The sequence below is a fragment of the Nitrosopumilus cobalaminigenes genome (genome assembly GCF_013407145.1).
In the GTDB taxonomy this organism is placed as follows: domain Archaea; phylum Thermoproteota; class Nitrososphaeria; order Nitrososphaerales; family Nitrosopumilaceae; genus Nitrosopumilus; species Nitrosopumilus cobalaminigenes.
In genome coordinates, this window is record NZ_CP026993.1 from 124555 (window position 1) to 144152 (window position 19598).

At 27.8% G+C, this 19598-nt stretch carries 17 protein-coding genes; 11 read left to right on the forward strand and 6 right to left on the reverse strand.

Annotated features, from left to right (window positions below; genetic code table 11):
* The first annotated feature begins 21 nt into the window (after nucleotides 1-21).
* Nucleotides 22-1398, forward strand: coding sequence for a nucleotide sugar dehydrogenase (locus C5F47_RS00670; protein ID WP_179361024.1), 1377 nt, complete (start codon nucleotides 22-24; stop codon nucleotides 1396-1398).
* A complete protein-coding gene (locus C5F47_RS00675) occupies nucleotides 1382-2602 on the forward strand; it encodes an asparagine synthase-related protein (RefSeq protein ID WP_179361025.1) in 1221 nt (406 codons plus the stop codon). The genes C5F47_RS00670 and C5F47_RS00675 overlap by 17 nt, the downstream gene beginning before the upstream one ends.
* On the opposite strand, the gene C5F47_RS00680 is transcribed toward C5F47_RS00675, so the two are convergent.
* A complete protein-coding gene (locus C5F47_RS00680) occupies nucleotides 2599-3666 on the reverse strand; it encodes a glycosyltransferase family 4 protein (protein ID WP_179361026.1) in 1068 nt (355 codons plus the stop codon). The two genes, C5F47_RS00675 and C5F47_RS00680, sit on opposite strands and share 4 nt — an antisense overlap.
* Before the next feature lie 134 nt (nucleotides 3667-3800).
* Between C5F47_RS00680 and C5F47_RS00685 the strand changes: the two genes are divergently transcribed.
* Nucleotides 3801-4688, forward strand: a complete 888-nt coding sequence (locus tag C5F47_RS00685; RefSeq protein ID WP_179361027.1) for an FkbM family methyltransferase — start codon at nucleotides 3801-3803, stop codon at nucleotides 4686-4688.
* Between the two features lie 10 nt (nucleotides 4689-4698).
* Here C5F47_RS00685 and C5F47_RS00690 read toward each other — a convergent pair whose 3' ends face one another.
* On the reverse strand, nucleotides 4699-5841 hold the full coding sequence (locus C5F47_RS00690) for a lipopolysaccharide biosynthesis protein (RefSeq protein WP_179361028.1): 1143 nt from the start codon (nucleotides 5839-5841) through the stop codon (nucleotides 4699-4701).
* A 13-nt stretch (nucleotides 5842-5854) separates the two neighbouring features.
* Nucleotides 5855-7114 (reverse strand): hypothetical protein, encoded by a 1260-nt coding sequence (locus C5F47_RS00695; protein ID WP_246271120.1) that lies wholly within the window; start codon nucleotides 7112-7114, stop codon nucleotides 5855-5857.
* Nucleotides 7115-7462: 348 nt separating this feature from the next.
* Between C5F47_RS00695 and C5F47_RS00700 the strand changes: the two genes are divergently transcribed.
* From C5F47_RS00700 to C5F47_RS00710, 3 genes are read left to right on the forward strand one after another with little or no spacing between them, the layout of a single operon-like run.
* On the forward strand, nucleotides 7463-8905 hold the full coding sequence (locus tag C5F47_RS00700) for a B12-binding domain-containing radical SAM protein (protein ID WP_179361030.1): 1443 nt from the start codon (nucleotides 7463-7465) through the stop codon (nucleotides 8903-8905).
* A 6-nt stretch (nucleotides 8906-8911) separates the two neighbouring features.
* On the forward strand, nucleotides 8912-9793 hold the full coding sequence (locus C5F47_RS00705; RefSeq protein WP_179361031.1) for a glycosyltransferase family 2 protein: 882 nt from the start codon (nucleotides 8912-8914) through the stop codon (nucleotides 9791-9793).
* Nucleotides 9794-9820: 27 nt separating this feature from the next.
* Nucleotides 9821-11014 (forward strand): glycosyltransferase, encoded by a 1194-nt coding sequence (locus C5F47_RS00710; RefSeq protein WP_179361032.1) that lies wholly within the window; start codon nucleotides 9821-9823, stop codon nucleotides 11012-11014.
* An 8-nt stretch (nucleotides 11015-11022) separates the two neighbouring features.
* On the opposite strand, the gene C5F47_RS00715 is transcribed toward C5F47_RS00710, so the two are convergent.
* Nucleotides 11023-12027, reverse strand: a complete 1005-nt coding sequence (locus C5F47_RS00715; protein WP_246271121.1) for an SDR family NAD(P)-dependent oxidoreductase — start codon at nucleotides 12025-12027, stop codon at nucleotides 11023-11025.
* Nucleotides 12028-12107: 80 nt separating this feature from the next.
* Here C5F47_RS00715 and wecB point away from each other — a divergent pair, with 80 nt between their 5' ends.
* The 4 genes from wecB to C5F47_RS00735 all read left to right on the forward strand — a co-directional run bounded on the left by wecB (nucleotide 12108) and on the right by C5F47_RS00735 (nucleotide 16766).
* Complete coding sequence (wecB, locus tag C5F47_RS00720) at nucleotides 12108-13199, forward strand: non-hydrolyzing UDP-N-acetylglucosamine 2-epimerase (protein WP_179361033.1); 1092 nt, start codon at nucleotides 12108-12110, stop codon at nucleotides 13197-13199.
* A 31-nt stretch (nucleotides 13200-13230) separates the two neighbouring features.
* Nucleotides 13231-13950 carry an SDR family oxidoreductase gene (locus tag C5F47_RS00725; protein WP_179361034.1) on the forward strand — a complete coding sequence of 240 codons (720 nt, stop codon included), beginning with the start codon at nucleotides 13231-13233 and terminating at the stop codon, nucleotides 13948-13950.
* Between the two features lie 177 nt (nucleotides 13951-14127).
* Entirely contained in the window at nucleotides 14128-15270 is a 1143-nt protein-coding gene (locus tag C5F47_RS00730) for a glycosyltransferase family 4 protein (RefSeq protein WP_179361035.1), read from the forward strand.
* A complete protein-coding gene (locus tag C5F47_RS00735; RefSeq protein WP_179361036.1) occupies nucleotides 15267-16766 on the forward strand; it encodes an MATE family efflux transporter in 1500 nt (499 codons plus the stop codon). The genes C5F47_RS00730 and C5F47_RS00735 overlap by 4 nt, the downstream gene beginning before the upstream one ends.
* Before the next feature lie 2 nt (nucleotides 16767-16768).
* Here the strand turns inward: C5F47_RS00735 and C5F47_RS00740 are convergent, their stop codons facing one another.
* Both C5F47_RS00740 and C5F47_RS00745 read right to left on the reverse strand, forming a co-directional pair.
* Entirely contained in the window at nucleotides 16769-17686 is a 918-nt protein-coding gene (locus C5F47_RS00740) for a glycosyltransferase family 2 protein (protein WP_246271123.1), read from the reverse strand.
* 78 nt (nucleotides 17687-17764) lie between these two features.
* Nucleotides 17765-18640: an SDR family oxidoreductase gene (locus C5F47_RS00745; RefSeq protein ID WP_179361037.1), complete on the reverse strand. Its 876-nt coding sequence runs from the start codon at nucleotides 18638-18640 to the stop codon at nucleotides 17765-17767.
* Between the two features lie 105 nt (nucleotides 18641-18745).
* On the opposite strand from C5F47_RS00745, the gene C5F47_RS00750 reads away from it, so the two are divergent.
* Entirely contained in the window at nucleotides 18746-19591 is an 846-nt protein-coding gene (locus C5F47_RS00750) for a sugar phosphate isomerase/epimerase family protein (RefSeq protein ID WP_179361038.1), read from the forward strand.
* The last annotated feature ends 7 nt before the right edge of the window (nucleotides 19592-19598 follow it).

The following is a 19598-nucleotide window of genomic DNA, read 5'->3' on the forward strand; positions in this document are numbered from 1 at the left end:
ATTAATAAAAATGTGAATGATATGAACAAAAAAATTTTTGATAGAAATATTGATGATGTTAAAAAATCAATTAAATCAGCTGAAATTTCAGTCTGTGTAATTGGGATTGGTAGAATTGGTCTACCTACTGCACTATCTTTTGCAAAATCAGGATTATTGACTACGGGATTGGATATTAACACTAGTTTAGTTGAAAAAATAAATTCTGGGGATTTTCCTTTAAAGGACGAACCAAAATATGATATAATTTTTGATGAGGTTTTAAAAAATAAAACATTTCATGCAACAACCCAAGCTAATGAAATTATTCCAAAATCTGATGTTATATTATTATCATTACCTACACCTATGAATGAAAACAACATTCCTGATTATTCTGCTTTGAAATCTGTTGCAAATCAACTTCACAGTCTAATGACGCCTGGTACATTAGTTGTAGTTGAAAGTACTATTGAACCAGGTTTTTTGGAAAATGAATTAATTCCTATAATTGATGGAAATGATGAACGATTAGAATCTGGAATTAATTATGGAATAGGAGTTTGTCCTGAAACTGCAAATCCTGGTGAAATAATCACAGATTTTGAAAAATTACCTAGACTTGTAGGTGGAATAAATAAAAAATCAGCTGATATTATTACTGAAATATATCATCATGTATTCCCTGTACAACTCATTCCAATGCCTAATTGTAAGACTGCAAATGCTGTTAAACTTACAACAAATGTTTTTCGTGATATCAATATTGCATTCATAAATGAACTATCTATTTTATTTGAAAAACTTGGGATAGATACTAACACTGTTTTGGAAGCAGCAAAAACAAAATATAATTTCCAAGTCCATTATCCTGGCGCTGGTGTGGGAGGACCATGTCTACCCATAAACTCGTACCAATTTTTAAATTCTGGAAAACAATTTGACGATGATCTATTGACAATAATCAAAGCTAGTAGAAAACGAAATGAAAGTATGCCCCATTATGTTATAGACATGATAAATGAAACTTTATCTCAAAATGGAAAATTATTAAAAAATTGTTCATTATTGATAATGGGGGTATCATACAAACCCAATGTGAAAGATATACAATTGACACCCGCAGAAATTATAATAAATAAATTAAAAGATCAAGGAGCAATACTCAAAATCTATGATCCATATTTTAAATCCTCAACTGTGTTTGGAATAGAAACTGAAAACAATTTGGAAGATGCATTACATAAAGTAGATGCAGTGATTTTACTTACAGCTCATAAAGAATTTTTAAAAATTGAACCCTCTTTTTTAAAATCAACTATGAAAAGTCCTATAGTAATTGATACTAGAGGTGTTTTTGATGTTTCTGCTGCAAAAGAAGCTGGTCTAATTATTAGGAGCCTTGGACGAAAATTCTAAGGTTTCATTCGATTCTAAATCAGTTCAAGAGATTCTTACTTTAAGATATGATACTACACAAATTCCCAAATTACAAAAACTAACTTCAAAACAATTCATACAACAAAATGAAAAAGTTTCAATTGATAAAATTGAAAAATTAATCTCTGATGAAATTATTTCTAAAATTAATCCTGAAAAAACAAAATTATCTTTAGCACTAAGTGGAGGTATTGATTCTACACTAGTTTTGGCATTAATCAGAAAACAGTTTCCAAAAATTCCTATTGAAACTATCTCCATAAAATTTGCTGATAGTAATGATGAATCAATAATTGCAAGTAAAACTGCAGAACATTTTGAAACAAATCACTCAATAATTTACCTTGAAAACTTTTTACAAGAATTACCCAAAGCGATTTATATTTCAGAAAAACCTTTTTGGGATTTACATTGGTATTATGTTGTAAAAAAATCAAATTCTTTTTCAAATTGTCTAGCTTCTGGTGATGGAGGAGATGAACTCTTTGGAGGCTATTCTTTTAGATATTCAAAATTCTTAACTTTAGTAAATCAAACTTCGTCACCTGTTGAAAAAGTTAAAGCGTATCTTCAATGTCATGAACGTGATAGAGTACCTGATCAAGAAAATATTTTTAAAGAAAAATTAAAATTCTCGTGGAATTCAATTTATAATATTCTTTTACCTTATTTTGATAACACATTGTCTCTTTTAGATCAAGTATTTTTAGCAGATTATAATGGAAAACTTCTTTACAATTTCAGTCCAATCAATTCAAAACTCCATAAATATTTTAAAATTGATTCTCTCACGCCTATATTGTCAAATAATATGATAAATTATTCAACACAAATATCTTCTAACCAAAAATATAATCAAAAAAATAATATTGGTAAAATACCATTGAGAACACTTTTGAAAAATTTAGATGCAGAAAAATTTGTTAGTCCTACAAAACTTGGATTTTCAATTAATACATTAAATTTATGGAAAACTTTTGGTCAAAGAATATCTAAATCATATCTAACAGAAGCAAGAATTGTCCAAGATGGACTAATTAATGATGATTGGATAAAAAAATATCTCAATTCTACAAACTTGAATGTGAATTATGTAAACAAATTTTTAGGTTTACTGGCATTTGAGATATGGTATAGGCTTTTCATTACAAAAGAAATGAAATCTCATGAACAACTAACTTAAGATTGATTTTCAAGAATTTTTTTTAAATTTGCTGCAGTTTCTTTAGCTACTACATCCCAAGTAAATTTGGATTCAACAAATCCCCTACCTTTCTCTCCCATTTGTTTTGCTTTTTCTTTATTTTTACTCAAAAAAGATATTTTTTCTATCCATTGTTCAAAATTACCTTTTTCTATTAAATATCCAGTTTCATTTTCCTGCATTGATTCTGGAATTCCTCCAATTTTTGTAGCTAAGACAGGTTTTTTCATTAAAGCTGCCTCTTGGCTTGTCATTCCTAGAGTATCAAATCCACTAATTAATGCGTAAATATCTACACTCATCAAAAACTCTCTTACTTGTTTTGGATGCGATAGTCTTCCTAACCAATGAAAATTCTCATACTTGTTTAATCTTGTTAAAACTTCATCCCTGAATGGACCATCCCCTGCCCAATAGAAAGTAATTTCAGGCATTTTTTCTAAAATTTCTGTTAAGATGAACATTTCTTTTGTTTTACCCCAAATTATGGCATCTTGTAATAATCCCACACTTGGATGTTGTATTTTCATTTGTTCAGTAGGATACCAAAGTGATGGATTTATCCCTTGATACATAGTTTCAAGAATTTTTTTTGGAAATTGTTTCCTAACAATTTTTTTTAAATTATTAGATAAAGGTAGAATCGCAATTGATTTTTCTAAACATTCTTTTCCAATTTTATTTTTATACCATAATGCAATTCTCCTATGTGGAGTTTTGTATGTTGTTTCTTTTGCCCATTTAAGTTCAGACCAATAATCTCCTCGTAAATGAACAACCAATGGGATTTTAGCTTTTAATGTTGCTAGTCCAAAATGTGATGAAGGGTTATCGATTAAAACTAAATCTGGTTTAAAATCTGAAATTAATTCATCAAATTTCTTTCTAGTTTGAAACCAATCTGATACTTTTTTACTTGGAAATCCTGCATAAATTTCTCTATCGTGAACCACTTTACATTCAATGTCATATTTAGAAATGGCTCTGGAAAATTCTTGCAAATGAAATAACTTACTTTTAGAACCGCCTACAAGTAATTTCAAATCATTTTAAAGAAATTTGTTTCAATTAAAAGGATTTAGGATGAATAAATTTAATTCTGAATCTCATTTTATTATGTATACATCACAAATCCTACATATTAGGAGATATACAAAAATCATATAATCGGATCAAAATGAATCAACCAAAAAAAATTACTTTGAATGCTTATAGGAAAATTTTACGTCAATTTAGCTTTGGTTGGGGTATTTCAAAATATTGGCCATTTAGGAAAATCCTAAAACAAATTGAGTCATCATTCATTGAAAGTTCTGTTAAACTTCAAGATCACGTAATGTATTTGGATCAAAATGATAATCTTGGATTATCCATAAATCCTGTATATGGTGAATCTGATACAAAAATCGTAAAGCAAATTATCAAACCAGGTGATGTTGTAATGGATATTGGTGCAAATATAGGATATTTTACATTAATTTTTGCAAAACTTGTAGAAAATTCTGGAAAAGTATTTTCTTTTGAACCTGAATTTAAAAATTTTAAAATATTAAAAAAAAATATTGAAGTTAATGGTTACTCTAATGTTGTTTTAGAGCAAAAAATTGTATCTAACAATGATGGACAAACAACATTATACATTTCAGACAAGGCAGGCAGTCATAGAATACACCAACCTGATAATTATGTTGAATCAATTGATATTGACTGTATTTCATTAGATAACTATGCTCAACGAAATTCTATAAAGAAAATTGATTTTATAAAAATTGATGTAGAAGGTGCTGAATTTAATGTACTACAAGGATTACAAAAAATAATAAATTCAAATAAAAATATCACCTTGCTAGTAGAATTTAGTCCAAATCAAATTAAAAGCTGTGGAATAAAACCCACAGATATGATAAATTTCCTAAAAGAAAATAATTTTAAAATTTATTTTACACAGATTCAAAATAATCAAACTCAATTAGTTGAATTTGAAAAAATTTCTACATTGAAAAATTATGAAAATAAAACAATTAATCTGTTGTGTAGTAGATTATCATTAAATAACATGTTCTAATTTTATTAAACTAATTTTTTCCCTGTAAATATCTATGTGCAATAAATGAATAACATGCACCACAACTTATTCCAACTACAAAAGATATTGCAACACCATTAATCCCATACATTGAACCTAAAGTGATTATTCCAAGAATTTGTACTAAAACAGTAGTAGTTGTACTTAATACAATGTGTCTGTTATTTTCTTTAGCCCAAAATTTTGGATAATAAAATACGCTGTTTATTGTTGTTGGAATAATAGCCCAACTGACTATCCTAATTATTTCCTCGGCTATTTCAAATTTTGGCATAATATATGATATAACTAATGGACCAATTGTTGATCCTAGTACTCCTATTACAACTGAAATTAAAATAATAATTTTTTTGAGCTTTACATTATCATTTCCTGTAGCTTCTTGAGGAACAATATATTTTTGAATTACAGTGGGCAAAATACTCATCAAAGTAAAAAATTGTAATGCTAATGAATAATTTCCTAAAATTGCAAAACCTAAGAGGGGTGCAATTATTAATTTGTCTATTGATGAATACGCAGTTCCAGAAATATTTAATGCAAAATTATTTAAAATAAATTTCTTTTTTTCTACTAATAATTTAAAATCTATTTTATTTTCTTTAAATCTCTTGATTAATTCTATTACTAAAGGAAAATATGATAATGATATTCCTAAAAGTATTCCTGATTCTTCAAAAATATAATAAAACCCAATTCCAAAAATTACCATTAAAATTTTTTGAAGAATAACATATTTGGAATATGTACTGTAAAGCTTTCTTCCAAGGAGATCAGATATTACTAGTGTCAAAATAATATATCCTAAAACAATTAGACTCAATCCTAAATCGGCAAAAAAGAAAAATACAGAAACTGCTGCTACAAATCCTGCAATCGATGTCAATAAAAATAATGTTGATTGAAGTTCAATCTTTTTTGCAGAATAAACCATAAGGGTATAATTTGATCCAAATAACGAAAGTCCGGATGCTAATGCGGCTATGGATAAAAGATAAGTAATTTCCCCATAATCTTCAGGGCCTATTGTTGCTGCAATATACAACCAAAAAATTGCTGCTATACCTGCAGATAAAATATCTGCAACACCAATTGATGATATATCAAAAATTTTCTTCTTCCATTTACTCATATAATTTTAAAATCTATTTTTCGTTGTTTAAAGACTTGTAATCTATCTCAAAAACTTTAACGTGATAAACAAAGTTATCGTCCTTTGAATCATATACTTTTTTTAGATATGAGTATTTTGTTTCGTCAATAAATGATTCTTTTAAAAATCCCTCTCTTTCAAAATTTCCATCAACTATAACATGGGTTAAACCTTTATCTTCTGAATTTAAAATAAATTCCTTCATAGAATTATAATTATCAGTTGGAATCAAAATTAATTCAAAATTAATTTCTGAATAAAGAGTTGGCCATTGTTTTATTGTTTGAACTGAACTAATATAGGATGTTTCTGGATTTAACACGTTTATTCCATTAGTGATATTAGAAATTTTTCCCATTATTTCAAATGATTCTCTTTCATGTTCATAATCTATTTTTTTATAATCATAAAATAAAACAGATGATATTATTATTAACACAATAATTGATATCACAAAAATATTTGATTTTGAATTTTTACCAATTATTCTTTGAATTGTAATTACAGCTAATACTGAAAACATTGGTAATAATACATAGAGATACCTTGTGTCTAATGCTGGTAGGACATAGGCATAAAATGCAGGAATAGACATCATTCCTATAGAAAGAATTATTGATAGATTTTCAATCGTTCGTTTCTTGAAAATTAATAATATTCCTAAGGGAAGAAAAATTATAAAATTAGGGATCATTATCCAAATAAAATATTTTATAAATATTTCAAATCCTGAAAATATCTTATTTTCATTATCTGTAGAAACTTCTTTTGTAGAAAATAATTGTTCAGCACTATTTATGCTTCTGAGAAACACTCCATCATTTTCTGTAATATCATATTTGTATACAGATAATGGTAAGATGACTAAAACAAAAATACTAGTGATTAAAATATATTTTAAAATTATTTTATATTTTTCATTTCTAAATTTGATAAAAAATAAAATAGACAACACAACAAAAAATACAATTCCTTCTCCTCTTACCAAAGTTGCAAATGCTACAAGTATAAAAGAAAAATATACCCATTTTTTATTGGCATAGAGAAATACAGTTAAACTTGATACTATTAATAAAAAGTAAAGCGGGTCAGTTATGCCTAAAAAAGAATTAATCATTAATCTTGGTTCAAAAGCAATTAATGCTGCACCAATAATTGCAAATTCCCTTTTGACAAATTTTTTACATAAAAAATAAACTGGAACTGTTATTCCTATTGAGAGAGTGACTGAAAGTAATCTCTGTAGTGTCATTAATGCCTGAGCATCTTTTCCATCAAATACTGAAAAAAATACACTAACAAATATTGACCATCCATTATTTCTTGGAGTCCAATCAGATGGTAATTTCCCTAATTCTGATATGTCAGTACTATACCAAAAATAGTATAGAGCATCAGAATTAAGAGGAATTTCAAATGGAAAGTAATAAAATCTGATGATAAACGCTAATGCTAAAATTCCAAGAAGAATTATGGTATATTTTGAAATTTTAGGCATGATTTTTGAATTTTCATCATAATTTTCATGATTTTCCTGCATGTTTACTAACTCTAACAACTGACGTTTAAATAATAATTAGAATGAAAAGATTTGTCGTAAATGAAATATAAGCAAATTCTCTTAACAAGACCTCCTACTGGATCAAATGCATTACAAGGAGGTTCAGATGCTGATCCTCACCCTCAACCCCCATTAGGCTTAGCATATCTTGCTGGAGTACTAGATAGATTACCTGATGTTAATGTTTTAGATATTTTGGATGGAAATTTTTCTGAAAATTATGTTTACGATGTAACAATGGCAGTAAAAAAACATAATCCTGACTTAGTTGGATTTAGTGCATTCACCCCATTTGCAAATCCAGCTTTAGAAGCAGCTGAGGCAGTTAAGAAAGTCAATTCAAATATCTTGACTGTTTTAGGAGGACCACATGCAGTCTTAGCTGACATTACATTACAGAAGTGTCCCTCTTTGGATATTATTTCATATGATGAGAGTGAAGGACAAATTGAAGAAATAGTTTTAGGCCATCCACTTGAAGATATACCTGGACTATTCATTCGAAAAGACGGTAAAACAATTCCAACAAAACCACGTTCTTACATAAAAAATATGGATGATTTACCATATCCTGCATATGATAAATTACCTCATTTTCCTGATGGTTATCATCCACATCCACCAAAAAGTACTGGTAAAAAATGGTGTAGTATAATGTGGAGTAGGGGATGCCCTTTCTTTTGCAATTACTGTAATAGAGAAAATAGCTTTGGTTTGCAATTTCGAAATCAATCACCTGAATACGTAGTTGATCATATCAAATATCTTCATTCAGAATATGGTATAGAGGAACTGACATTTTATGACGATGTAATGTCTCTCAATAGAAAAGCTACAATGAAACTTTTGGATGCTATGACACCTGAAAATCTTGGGTTTAATTTAGTGTGGGATGCTGAAACACGAGTTGATTTAGTAGATCAAGAAATGCTTTTTGCAATGAAAAAAGCAGGATGTAGAATGATGTCTTATGGAATTGAACATGGTGAATTTATTCATGAGATTAAAGGAGGAACTGCTACTTTAGAGCAAGCTGAAAATGCTGTAAAATGGACACATAATGCAAAAATTGAAACTGTTGGATATTTTATGATCGGTTTACCTAAAGAAACTCCTGAGACAATTCGTAAAACAATAGATTTTGCAAAAAAACTAAACTGTACTTATGCACAATTTGCAATAACTATGCCATTCCCTGGAAATAAGTTATACGATGAGGCAGTAAAGTCAGGTTTAATCCAGTTAGATGACACTTGGGATAAATTCGTATATTCTGGTATTGGTACTGGCGGTGTCCAAGCACCTGTACTTACAACACAAACACTATCTGCTGATGATTTAGCAATGTGGGCCAAAAAGGCATATCATGAATATTACTTTAGACCTTCATACATATTTCAAAAAATGTTAAAAATTAGATCATTAGATGATCTTAAAATGTACTATAATGGCTATAGAATGCTTAAAAAAGATACAGCGTGATTTAATTTGAAAATCGCTGTTGGACTTCCTGCATATAATGAAGAAAAAAATATTGCCTCAATAATTACAAAATTAGAAAAAATTGCAGATATTGTAATTGTATGTGATGATGGCTCTTCAGATTTAACAGGTAAAATTGCAACAAAAATGGGTGCTATGGTAATCACTCATGAAAAAAATAAAGGATATGGTGCAGCAATTAGATCATTATTTTTAAAATCAAAAGATCTTGATGTTGATATTTTAGTTACATTTGATGCAGATGGTCAACATAGTATTGATGATATTTCCAAAGTTATCCAACCAATTATTGATAAAAAATCTGATCTAGTAATTGGATCGAGATTTCTTGATGAAAGCAAAGATGATATTCCATCATATAGAAAAACTGGAATACAAATTATTACAAAATTAACAAACACTACATTAAAAGAAAAAATTAAAGATTCTCAAAGTGGTTTCAGAGCATACAGTAAAGATGTTTTATCAAAAATACTTCCTTCCGATAGCGGTATGGGGGTTTCTAGTGAATTACTTATCAAAGCAAGTAATAATGACTTTAAAATTGCTGAAATTCCAATTAAAATCTCATATGAAGGTGATACATCAACACATCATCCAGTTTCTCATGGAATGTCAGTAACTCTAAGTACTCTAAAATTCATTTCTATAGAGCATCCTCTAAAATTTTATGGAATTCCTGGATTGGCCTTCTTATTTATTGGATTATTTTTTACAGTTTGGACTTTACAACTTTTTTCTGAGACTCGAGAGATTATAACAAATATTTCATTATTGGCAATTGGAACTATAATTTTTGGAACCATGCTGTTCATGACTTCCATAATCTTGTATTCTATTGTTAATTTGGTTAGAGAGAGAAATTAAATATCCTAAGTAAAATCTTGATTAATTATGAATATTTTAATAATTCATGAAATAGATTGGATAAACAAAGTAATTTTTGAACCTCATCATTTAGCTGAACTATTTTCTATGCAAGATAACCATGTTTTTGTAATTGATTGTAGGGATCCTACTCCAAAAAAATTCTTTAGTTCACTACATACTGAAATAATTCCAAATTTTCATAGGGTATATGATGATGGAAAAATCACTTTAATCAGACCTCCATCAATTAGCATAAAGGGATTAAATAGATTCAGTTATTTTTTTAATTGTAAAAACATCATTCGAAATACAATTCTTGAAAATAATATTGATGTGGTTTTACTTTATGGTACTGCTACAAATGGAGTTCAAACTATTGAGGCTGCTAGTGAATTAAACATACCCGTGTTCTATAGACTTCTTGATATTACACATAGTTTAGTTAAAACTCCAATTGTTAGACAATTAGCAAAAAAATATGAGAAAAAAGTAATCAGAAAATCAACTAAAGTATTGCCAATTATTCCTGATCTCAAACGATATGCACTTGAAATGGATGCCGTTGAATCTAACACTGAAGTCTTTCCTTTGGGTATTAATAGAAAATTATTCAAAAAATTACCCAAGAATGAAAAAATATTACATGAATTAGGATTTGATTCAGCAGATAAAATTATTCTTTTTATAGGAACACTTTTTGAATTTTCAGGATTAGAAAAAATAATTAAAAATTTTAATCTTATTTTAGAACAAAATCCGAATACTAAACTGCTGATTGTAGGAGGTGGCTATCTATTTGATCGTCTTGAATCGTTGATAAAGAAAAATCATTTAGAGTCAAATGTAAAGATGACTGGGTTTTTACCACAACAAATTTTAGCTGAATATTTATCGCTTGCAAATATTTGTATTCAACCATTTGAAACTAATTATATAACAAATAGAATTTTGCCTAGTAAAATATTGGAATATTTTGCATGCGGTAAACCCGTATTGTCTACACCCTTAGAAGGTACTGTGGAGATTTTACCTGATCAAAGTTTTGGAATTGTTTATGCGACAGAGGATAAATTTGTTGAAAGCCTTTCTGAATTATTATTTGATGAAAAAAAATTAAATGAATTAGGACAACATGGATATGATTATGTTATTAAAAACCACGATTGGAATATCTTATCAAAGATATTGATTGAAAAATTTCAGTCTGCTATATCATAAATTAATAATTATGCAACCCACTTGAGTTTTTTCATTAATATTTTCAATTCTTCAGTATTTAGATGAGGAATTGTACCTGATCCATACTCAATAAATTTTGTGGATTTTTTAACAAAACTATTATCAATTTCATTTTCTCGTTTAATAACAAAATGATCCTTTTTTTCTTCAACATGTCGCATTTCTTCTTCTGATACTAACACTTCGTCAATTTTTTCTCCTGCTCGAATTCCAATATACTCTAATGGATAATTCTTTTTTCCAGTTTTTAATTCTGCATATGCACGTGCTAAACTAATCATTTTTGTTGCAGGTGCTTTTTTAACAAAAATTTCTCCACCTTTACTATTTTTCAAAGAATAAAAAACTAAATCAATTGCTTGACTTAATGTTAGCATAAATCTTGTCATATCTTGATGAGTAATTGGCAAGGGTTTATTCTGATCCAATCGTTTATCCCATAAAGGAATAACACTACCTCTGCTTCCTAAGACATTTCCATATCTTACACAACAAAAAATTGTTTTATCTTTGGTGATTTCATCTGAAAGAATTAATTTTTCTTGTAATGCTTTTGTCATTCCCATTGCATTAACTGGCTTAACTGCTTTATCAGTACTTACTGCAATTACATTTTTTACTTTTTGTGCAACTGCAGCAGTTACTACGTTAAAAGCTCCTGTGATATTCGTTTTAACAGCTTCATATGGGTGTGCTTCAACTGATGGAACTTGTTTCAATGCAGCAGCATGAAAAATAATATCAATTCCTTTTGTTACTGAAAAAATCCGTTCATAATCCCTTACATCACCTATTACAAATTGAATTTTCTTTAAAATAGGATTATCTAATAATTCTTGTTTCAAATTATGTTGTTTGTCTTCATCTCTGCTAAAAATTCTAATTGATTTTGGTTTGTATCGCATCAATTCTGTAATCATTTGATGCCCAAAACTACCCGTTCCACCAGTAATCAAAATATTTTTGTTATTTAGAACTGATGAATAATCCAAAGTCAGATTTACCTCTTATCTTAATTTAATAAGTTTAATCATAAAAATACCTTTTAATTCATCTGAAATATCTGGAAATCATGAAAGTAATGTCTATTTCTGGTACACGTCCTGAAATAATTAAACAAAGTAGAATTTATGCAAAATTAGATGAAAATTTTGATCATGTAATGGTATTTACAAATCAAAACTATACTCCAGAACTAAGTGATATTTTCTTTTCAGATTTAGGAGTTAGAAAGCCTGATTATAATTTAAAAATTAACACAGATGGATTTGGTTCTGAGGTTGCAGATATAATTTCTAAAACAGAACAAGTCATGATCAAAGAAAAACCTGACGTTTTAGTATTATTAGGTGATGTAAATAGTGGATTATCTGCAATCTCTGCTGCTCATTTGGGAATAAAAATTGTACATCTTGAAGCTGGAATGAGATCATATGACAAAAGAATGCCTGAAGAAAAAAACAGAGTGTTAATAGATCATATTGCAACTGTAAATTTACCATATATTCAATATTGTAGAGAAAATTTGATTAGAGAAAACATTCATCCTGCAAGTATCTATGTAGTAGGTAATCCTATCTTTGAAGTGATAAATTATTATTTACCAAAAATTGAAGCAAGTACAATTCTAAAAAAATTAAAACTTGACTCTAATGAATTTGTTTTAGTAACAGCACATCGTAGTGAAAATGTAGATAATCCAAAAACACTAAAAAATATTTTGCAAGGCCTAGATCAAATAAATAAACAACTAGGAAAAAGAATCATTTATCCAATGCATCCAAGGACAAAAAGTAAATTAAAAAAGAAAGATATTCCAAAATCTATTGAAATTATTAAGCCATTAGGGTTTTTTGACTTTTCTAAATTAGAACAAAATGCTTTTTGTTACGTAACTGATTCTGGAACACTTCCTGAGGATGCATTAATTTACAAAAAACCATGCGTAATTATTAGAGAAAGTTCTGAAAGACCAGAATTTATTGAGGCTGGGTGTAATATTTTGTCAGGTTTAGATCCTAAAAATATTGTAGAATCTGTAAAAACAATTACGTCTGCAGTAATTGATTGGAAATGGGATAATTCATTAGGCGATGGTAAAACCTCGTCCAAGGTTGTAAATATTATCAAAGGTAAATTAATTAGAATACCATCAAAGTTTTAGTATTAATTTAGGTAGAATATGCTGTAGTTAAATGACAGTTCTAATCACTGGTGGAGAAAATTCTTTATCGTTAGAATTAAAAAAAATCTATAGTAATGCCTTAATTCCTACTAAAGAATTAGATTTATCAAACAAAGCAAATATTGAATCATTTTTTAAAAAAAACAAATTTGATACAATTATTCATAATGAATCTTTGTTAAATGTAAGATTATGTGAAGATGAAAAAGAACTTGCATTAAAAGTAAATGTAACCCACACAAAAAATCTAGTTGATGTACTTCAAAATAAAAATTGTAATATACAATTTCTACACATTAGTACTCCATGTATTTTTGATGGCTTTGATGGAATGTATGCCGAATCCTCCCCTGCAAAACCTGTAAATTTTTATGGTCAAACAAGATTAATGGCTGAAAAAGAAGTTTCAAAATTATCGAATTATTCAATTTTGAGAACAAACTATGTTAGTAAAGAAAAATGGCCATACCCCAAAGCATTTTCAGACAGATTTGGAACATACCTCTTTCCAAAACAAGTAGCACAAGGAATCTATGATATTCAAACAGATGGAAAAAAAGGGATTATTCACATTGTAGGTGATAGAAAAATATCTATGTTTGAATTAGCAAAAATAATGACTCCTGAAATTCAATCAATGACTATTGATGACTATTTTGGTCCTCCATTAACTATGGATATGAGTTTAGATTCAAAAAAATGGAAAAAATATACAATTTCTATTGAATAATTATTTTTGGTTCAAATATTTTAGATATTCTTGATATGAACGGCTATTATTATCAATATTTTAAATAAACTGATTTTTCATTTTATACTTTAATTATGAATTATTCGTGTTTCAAATTGAATTGATAATATTTTTCAAATAAATGATTAATTATACATAGTAATCTTAGAAGATTAAATGAAAATTTTGATTGTATCGAGCTATTTTGGAAATGTTTTAGGTGGAGCACTAAATTTTGTTAAAGATTTGTATTTTGAATTAGAATCTAGGAATCATTTAGTGACTTTAATGTTGGATGATAGATACAAAAAATTATTTTCTGAACAAGAATTCAATATTATCTGGTATTCTTCCAAAGAGATTACTGCTTATTCCCCTTCTCTGTCATTCTTAAAACAACTTTCTAGAATAGATGTGGATGTAATTCATCTGAATGGATATATGTCATTTCAAACAGATTTTGGTTCATTTATTGGGTTTTTAAGAAAAATTCCTTTAGTAATTACTCCTCATGGTTCTCTTTTGGGATATGATTATTTGTACGATTCATCAAAATCTAAAATTCCTTACCATATACATGATATCTTAACTATGAAATTACCTACAAAATTTGCTAAATATGTAATTGCAACAAGTAAAGCTGAATTTGATGATTGTAAAAAATTTGGAATATCAAAAAATAAAATAAAACTAATACCTTTATCGTTCACTCTCAAAAATATTAACATCTCAGAAAAAGTATCTTTTAACACAAAAAATATTCTCTTCGTTGGTAGAATAGTACCATTAAAAAATCTTGATAAATTAATAAAATCTATTGCAATTTTGAAAAAAGATTTTCCTAATATCAAATTTACAATTGTAGGTGATGAAATAAAAGGTAGATTATTAGGAGATGTTGGTTACAAAAAACAATTAGAAATTTTAATAACTAAATTAAATTTAGATGAAAATATTAATTTTGTAGGATGGACTACTGATAATGCATTATGGGAATATTATAGTAAGTCTGATTTATTTTTGTTTGGTTCTACATATGAAAATTTTGGTAGACCACTTTTAGAAGCAGCCTTCTTTAGAATTCCATTGGTTTCAACAAATGTGGGTGTAGCTAGAGATTTGATTGGAGACGATCAAGGTGGAATCATTTTAAAAAATCTAGATGAACAATATGTCTCTGATAATATAAAGGAGTTATTAACAAATGAGAAAAAATATCAAAAAGCATCAAAACATGTTAAATCATCTGCAAATAATTTTTCAATAAAAAATGTATGTGATAAATATGAAAAAATTTTTCAGGAAGTTATAAAAAATTGAGTAATATTCGAGTTACGTATTCAGGACTAATATCACTAGTCCTTGGAATAGTTAGTGTTCTTCTAGGATTGATCTTTATGCTAATTGTCACAAGAACCCTAAATCCATTAGAATATGGAACCTGGGGTTTGATTAGTGGAATAGTTCTATATGCTTCAATTATAGAACCTATGATTTCATATTGGGCTATTCGTGAAACGGCAAGAAATGTTGATTCTGGTAAAACAGCTGTTTCGTCAAGTTTACTTATTTCCTTAGGTGGAATCGCGATCTATCTTGTCTCTGCATATCTTGTAAGTGGTAAAACTGATGCTAATCAGGATGTCATTCTTATGGGAACTATTTTGATACCTTTGATTTTTCTTAATAGAGTTCTCACTTCAATATCATTTGGATGGAAACCTCAATCAGCATCATTTGGGCAATTATGTTTTGCACTTATTGAAATTCCAGTTGTATTACTTCTAGTATATTTTTTACAATTGGGAACTGTAGGTGTAATATTTACAGTTGCAATTGCATATTCTGCAAGCATAATTTTTTATCTAATTTATTCTAGGGAAAAATTAAGAAATAATATTAAAAAAGAATTCCTCAAAAAATGGTTTAAATTATCTTGGATTGCATTATATCCTGCAATAGGGCTAACTGCATTATTTTTAGATGTCACAATATTCTCAATTATTACAGGTTCAGTTATTGGGATTGCTTTTTGGACAGCATCTTTAGTAATTACAAATATCATTACTAATTCTGGATTAATTTCTAGAGCTGTATATCCTAAACTCCTTCAAGGAAATGGTCATGAATTTCTATCTGATAATTTACGTCATCTATTTTATTTTTCAATTTTGTTCACATTTTTATCAATCACGTTTGCAAAACCTGCATTATTTGCTTTGAATCCAACTTATGTTGTTGCAGTACCAATAGTCATAATTTTATCAATACAGATATTTTTGTATACCATTAGTGGAAATCTTCAAACTTTTATTACTGGAATTGAAAAAGTAGATGAAAATATCAACTCTACATTTAAAGATTATTTAAAAAGTAAATTATTTCATATTCCAACTATTACAATAATTCAATCAATTCTATATTTAGCTTCTTTAACAATTGTTTTATTTGTAATGAACAGTACCACTGATTCCCAATTAGATTTAGTAATTTATTGGGCAATTGTTTCTTTATCTATTCAAGTACCAATTAGTATTATTACTTTTATTTTAATTAAAAAACACTTTACAGTAAAATTTGATCTTAAGAGTATTTTCAAGTATTTGTTTGGTGGATTGATTTCATTAATTATAACAAATTTTCTTTTAGAGTTATTTTTAGTATATAATGTTGAATTAATTGAGTTTCTTCCAAACGTCATAATTTATTTATTTATTGGAATTTCAATATATTTTGGAATTACGTATTTAATTGATAATAAAACAAGAAAACTTTTTGAATCTATATTTCGAGCAGTATTAAATAAAAATTATTAAATTTAGTTTGACAATTTTTGTTTTATTGCATTTATTGTATTAAATCCTATTCCTATTGGGCCCCAACAATTTAACCATATGAAATTATGAATATTTTTAACAAAATTCTTTTTCCCAACATTCTTCCAACACCATAGAGTAAATGATGAATGAGGAAAAATTACTTCAAAAAATCTAATTTCTTTTTGTCTAAAATATTCATCCCATATCCCATGAGAAGAAACACCTTTTGTGTATCTATGTAATAATACTTCATCAATTACATGCAAATCCCCATGTTTAAGAAATTCCAAAGTAAATGCCAAATCCCATACTGAAATACGGTCTTTTACAAGACTATTTTTTAATGCATCAGTTCTAAAAACTGAATATAATCCAAGAGCGGATGGCTTTTTTAAATATATTTTAATTTTTTTTGCATAATCACCAGATGCTGGATATGGTCCAAATGGCCTAAAATGTCGTCTCATTTTTTTATACATCGTTGAAAATATTCCATCATCTGGATCATTTTGAAATTCTTCAATTTTTGGGCCATATCTTTCAATTTTACTTACGCTTGCAACAACATTTTTCATTGTATCTAAAATCTTAATATTTTTCTCTAAAAAATCTGATTCCCAAATGTCATCTGCTGCAGCCCAGACAAAATATTTTCCACAAGCTTTTTCTGCCACAAATTTATGATTCCAAACCCAACCCATGTTTTTTGATTGTTTTATTTTTTTTATTCTCTTATCTTTAATTGCATGTTCTTCACATATTTCAAATGTATTATCAGTTGAACCATTGTCCGAAATTATTATTTCAAAATCTGTAAATGTTTGTTCATAAATATTTGTAAGTCTTTTTTTCATAAATGTGGATTCATTATATACTGGCATACCAATTGTTAACTTTGGGTTTTCAATTTCTGTCAATGTATGTAACCTCCTTAATTCTTCTAGTTATAATGCATTAATTTTTTTCTTTTACTTAAAAATGTAAATTAACTAATTCTATTTTTTATCTTTTAACATTTGCTGAATTCCTTCTTTTACTCCTTTTGGAGAAAATCCTATATCCTCTACTAATTTCCGATTTGAAAGATTTGCATTACTTCTTTTAACTGCCAAATCCAATGAATCTGATGTAATTGGTTCTAACAATTTTTTGTCTAATCCAAATAATTCTGATGTAATTAACCCCCACTCAAATCTATTGATAAAATCTGTGCCTACTACATGATAAATCCCATTTTTTTCATTTTCAAGTAATTTTTCTAGTGCAATAGCTATGTCAGGCACATAAGTTGGATTGTTATACCAATCTGTTATTTCACGTAAGGTTTTCTTTTCTTTTAATGTGTCTACTAATCTTAAAACTGAATTAGTGTGCTGCCAGGTTTCTATCCAACAATATGGTTGATCAGTTCTCAAAATCAGATATGGCACACCTGATTTTTCAATTAGTTTTTCGCCTTCTAATTTTGTAATACCATATTGTGAAATTGGAGATGGAGCATCGTTTTCTACATATTCATCTTTTTCACCATTAAATACAAGTGGTGTTGAAATAAACACTATCTTACTATTAGTAATTTTACATCCCTCTATGACATTTTTTGTCCCTTCTACATTTATCATATTTGCAAGATTTTTGTCTGTTTCACACAAATCTACGCTTACTAGGGCTGTATTATGAACAACTACATCTGGATTTATTTTACGAATCAAATTAATTGTATTCTCTCTTTCTAAAATATCCAACTGATGGATAGTACCAAAAGGAATTTTATGTGTCAAATATGTCATTTCGACAGTATTTTTGTTGCAAAAATGATCATGAATTTTAGTTCCTATCATACCACTTCCACCTACAATAAGCATTTTCATCTGAATTCATTTTTTAAAAATATCATATGAATCATAAACCTTTTGGAATGTATTTTTAATAATTTATCACGTAAGAAATAATTAGCAAATAAAAAAAATATTTTCATGATTTACGCATCAACAAATTGTTTAAAAAACCCAAAAAATGTAATTAAAGTTTTAGAAATTTATGAAAAATCTGGAATTGAAAATGTTGAATTAGGCTCAGTTCATTCATATTTTGATATTAAACTCTTAAAAAATTTCTCTTTTAATTTTTTAATTCATAATTATTTCCCTCCTCCAAAAAAACCCTTTACATTTAATTTAGCTTCTCAGAAAAAATTAATCCGTACCAAAAGTATATCTCTTGCAAAAAAAGCCATTGATCTTTGTTGTACTTTAGAAAGTCCTCTTTACACATTTCATCCAGGGTTTACTGTTGATCCACCTGATATCGGAAAACCTTTTCCCAAAACAAATATCGCAGATAGGAAAAAGTCTTTGTTTACCTATGTTGAATCTGTAGAAGAAATATCAAGATATGCAAATGAACGTGGGATAAAAATTGCAATGGAGCCTAGTGTTGTTCAAAAATTCAATTTAATTGATGGTAGAAATGAATTGCTCTTGTTTGCTGATTATCCTGAAATTAAATTATTTTTTAAATATCTCCATAGAACTGATGTTGGATTATTATTAGACTTGGGTCATGCAACAGTTTCTGCATATTGGTTAAATTATGATAAAGATGATTTTGTAAAAAAATGCAAAAAAAGAGTTAGTGCAATACATGTAAGTAATAATAACGGATTACAAGATCAACACAAAAGTTTAACACCTAATTGTTGGCAAATTTTAAAACTTAAAGAATTTAAACATGTGCCAATTATTCTAGAAACAATGAATCTAACTGTTGAACAAATAAAATCTAATATTAATTTGGTATCTCAGAAAATACATGATACATAAATTATTT

Coding starts and splice junctions, on each gene's coding strand:
- wecB (WP_179361033.1), top strand. CDS start 12,108: ATGAAAGTAATGTCTATTTCTGGTACACGTCCTGAAATAATTAAACAA.
- C5F47_RS00685 (WP_179361027.1), top strand. CDS start 3,801: ATGAATCAACCAAAAAAAATTACTTTGAATGCTTATAGGAAAATTTTA.
- C5F47_RS00725 (WP_179361034.1), top strand. CDS start 13,231: ATGACAGTTCTAATCACTGGTGGAGAAAATTCTTTATCGTTAGAATTA.
- C5F47_RS00750 (WP_179361038.1), top strand. CDS start 18,746: ATGATTTACGCATCAACAAATTGTTTAAAAAACCCAAAAAATGTAATT.
- C5F47_RS00695 (WP_246271120.1), bottom strand. CDS start 7,114: ATGACACTACAGAGATTACTTTCAGTCACTCTCTCAATAGGAATAACA.
- C5F47_RS00710 (WP_179361032.1), top strand. CDS start 9,821: ATGAATATTTTAATAATTCATGAAATAGATTGGATAAACAAAGTAATT.
- C5F47_RS00690 (WP_179361028.1), bottom strand. CDS start 5,841: ATGAGTAAATGGAAGAAGAAAATTTTTGATATATCATCAATTGGTGTT.
- C5F47_RS00745 (WP_179361037.1), bottom strand. CDS start 18,640: ATGAAAATGCTTATTGTAGGTGGAAGTGGTATGATAGGAACTAAAATT.
- C5F47_RS00700 (WP_179361030.1), top strand. CDS start 7,463: ATGAAATATAAGCAAATTCTCTTAACAAGACCTCCTACTGGATCAAAT.
- C5F47_RS00730 (WP_179361035.1), top strand. CDS start 14,128: ATGAAAATTTTGATTGTATCGAGCTATTTTGGAAATGTTTTAGGTGGA.
- C5F47_RS00670 (WP_179361024.1), top strand. CDS start 22: ATGAACAAAAAAATTTTTGATAGAAATATTGATGATGTTAAAAAATCA.